The sequence below is a fragment of the Barnesiella sp. CU968 genome (genome assembly GCF_905219685.1).
Taxonomy (GTDB): Bacteria; Bacteroidota; Bacteroidia; order Bacteroidales; family Muribaculaceae; genus Lepagella; species Lepagella muris_A.
Window position 1 is genome coordinate 1 of record NZ_CAJMXD010000434.1, and the last position, 2,292, is coordinate 2,292.

The 2,292-nt window shown below is 41.7% G+C and carries 2 protein-coding genes; one reads left to right on the forward strand and one right to left on the reverse strand.

Annotated elements, in window-relative coordinates; translation table 11 throughout:
• Positions 1–892: 892 nt before the first annotated feature.
• Positions 893–1,732 (reverse strand): ATP-binding cassette domain-containing protein, encoded by an 840-nt coding sequence (locus tag JX312_RS12455; RefSeq protein WP_123407471.1) that lies wholly within the window; start codon positions 1,730–1,732, stop codon positions 893–895.
• Positions 1,733–1,882: 150 nt separating this feature from the next.
• Between JX312_RS12455 and JX312_RS14250 the strand changes: the two genes are divergently transcribed.
• Complete coding sequence (locus JX312_RS14250; protein WP_255563927.1) at positions 1,883–2,011, forward strand: hypothetical protein; 129 nt, start codon at positions 1,883–1,885, stop codon at positions 2,009–2,011.
• Positions 2,012–2,292 lie beyond the last annotated feature (281 nt).

The window sequence follows — 2,292 nt, forward strand, 5'->3', positions numbered from 1 at the left end:
ATCCAATGATTATAATTATGTTTATGGTATAGAATATTGTCANGAATGTCGGCATGCCCATTTCTCTGAATTGCTCTTCCCATCTGAATTTGAAAGACATTCCGTACATGTTGAGAACGAGTCTGAATGAAAAGAACAAAATGGTGTTGAATGCGATGGATATGCCTACCAATGAGACAAATCCGGAAAGTCTTGCGCGTTTCGGCCATATCGCCGAGCATAACGTGAAGAATGCCTGAAGTCCCAGAAGTCCGGTGATTGTGAACATTGTGATTGCCTGCATGAACTCGTCGTTGATAAAAGTGGAGATGTCCGTATTACCGTCGATATAGCCGAATGAGAAAAGATAACTGAGCGGAATCGGCTTGATTACAGCACCAGGATCGGCATATATGGGTGCGGTCCACACGCGTATCTGGTCAGCTATAAGGACTCCGGCGAAAAACACTATGTAAATTGCCACGACATTAAAGAGTATGCATGTGGCGAACTTCTCAAGTGTTGAAGCCGGCAAGGTGAGTGCGGAGATCCTTTTGATCTTCGAATCATATGATGAGAATGTGGATGCCGCGCTTATTATCACAATGAGGAAAAGCAGAAAGCTGAACATGGATTCCTCTTTATTCCACATTGTATCAATGCCGTTGTATGAAGGATGCAGGTAGCACCCCGTGATTACCGGCAATATTGAAGTACAGAATATCAGCATCCCAAGGATTCCCAGTGTCATCTGAAGAAATCTCTTTTTGTTTTCTCCCGCATATTGTTTTATAAATAGGCAGAAACGTCTCGATGAAAAAATATCGTTAGTCATGAAACTTGTTTTTAATATAAGGGTATTTGTAAATCTGTTTGTGACTGCTTGTTTAGAAAAAGTTTAGTAAACAGTTTCTTAGCTTTTGAAAATGGAATTTAGCCGTTCCGGGTCGGTCACTGCGAAATCGAAGAGAAGTTCAAGATTCAATTCGGAGTCATCGCCCTGGTCATTGGGAAGAATGATTGACGCGCCACCGAGTCCCTTGGCGGCGTAGACAGCCTTTTCGATGAGGCTTGCGTCTGTTGTGTCAAGAAACTTAAGCTTATCTTGAATCTCGTTTACAGTGCGGTCAATCAGCACTTTGCTTTTATCCATTATCAGAATATGGTCGAGAATCTGGCTGACATCTCTGACTTGATGGGTTGAGATTACAAAAATCCTGTCGTCGCTCATTGATTCGATGATAAATTTTCTGAAGGCGCTTTTCGCAGGAATGTCAAGCCCGTTTGTAGGCTCATCCATCAGAAGGATTTTTGTGTTGCATGCCATGGCGAATGCGAGCGCGACTTTCTTTTTCTGTCCCATCGAAAGTTTGTCGAGCACAATGTTTCTGTCAAGACCGAATGTGTCGAGATGACGGTACATATCCTCTTTGGAGAAATTGGGATAGAAAGCCCCGTTCAGCGAAATGAAAGTATCGAGTTTCAATGCGGGAAGTCCGATTTCCTCCGGCACAAGAAATATCTGGTCAAGTGTGGAGGGTCGACGCAGTCTTGTGTTTATTCCGTTTAGAGTCACTTCACCTGAATCAGGGGTGAGCAGTCCGCATATAAGCTGCAGGAGGGTGGATTTTCCTACTCCGTTAGAACCGAGAAGTCCGTAAACACCACCTTCTTCAAGCCTGAGGGAGAAGTTGTCGATTGTTGGCACTCCCTTTCGTTTATAGTTGAAAGTGCAGTTTTTGATGTTTAGCATATTATAGTTTGTTAGTGTATTAGTATATTAGTACACCGCAAAGGTATGACATTTTTTTGAGATTGCAAAAAAAATTGACAAAAAAATAAAAATTTCTCCCAAGTCCCTATATAATAATGATTCGGTAAAATTTTAATTAAACTGGAACGTATGGGCATCCATACCGAGAAGACATACCGCGAGGCATTCTCGAAGGAAGTAGACTGGGCAAAGATAGACGAGGAGGCGATATTCAGGATATTCTCCAACCATTCACAACCGCGTAACAACCACTTTTAGATATACACTCAAACGGTTTTGCATCTTAATATGGTTGTTACGTGGTTGTGGGTGGTTGGAGTTTTTATAAGCCGGTTGGCTTGAAGTTGGCAGCAAAATCAGAATCTATGCGTCTATGTCATCATTTTTGCGTATCTTTGCGCAAAACAACGCAAATAATGGGCATTCTTATGTCATATTCTGAATCATTAAAACATGTAATTCATACACTGGCGTCTCTTAAAATCTGTTAATGCGAAATTGTTAAACTCTGTATTCATGTTGGTTACGCGATTTTCTGG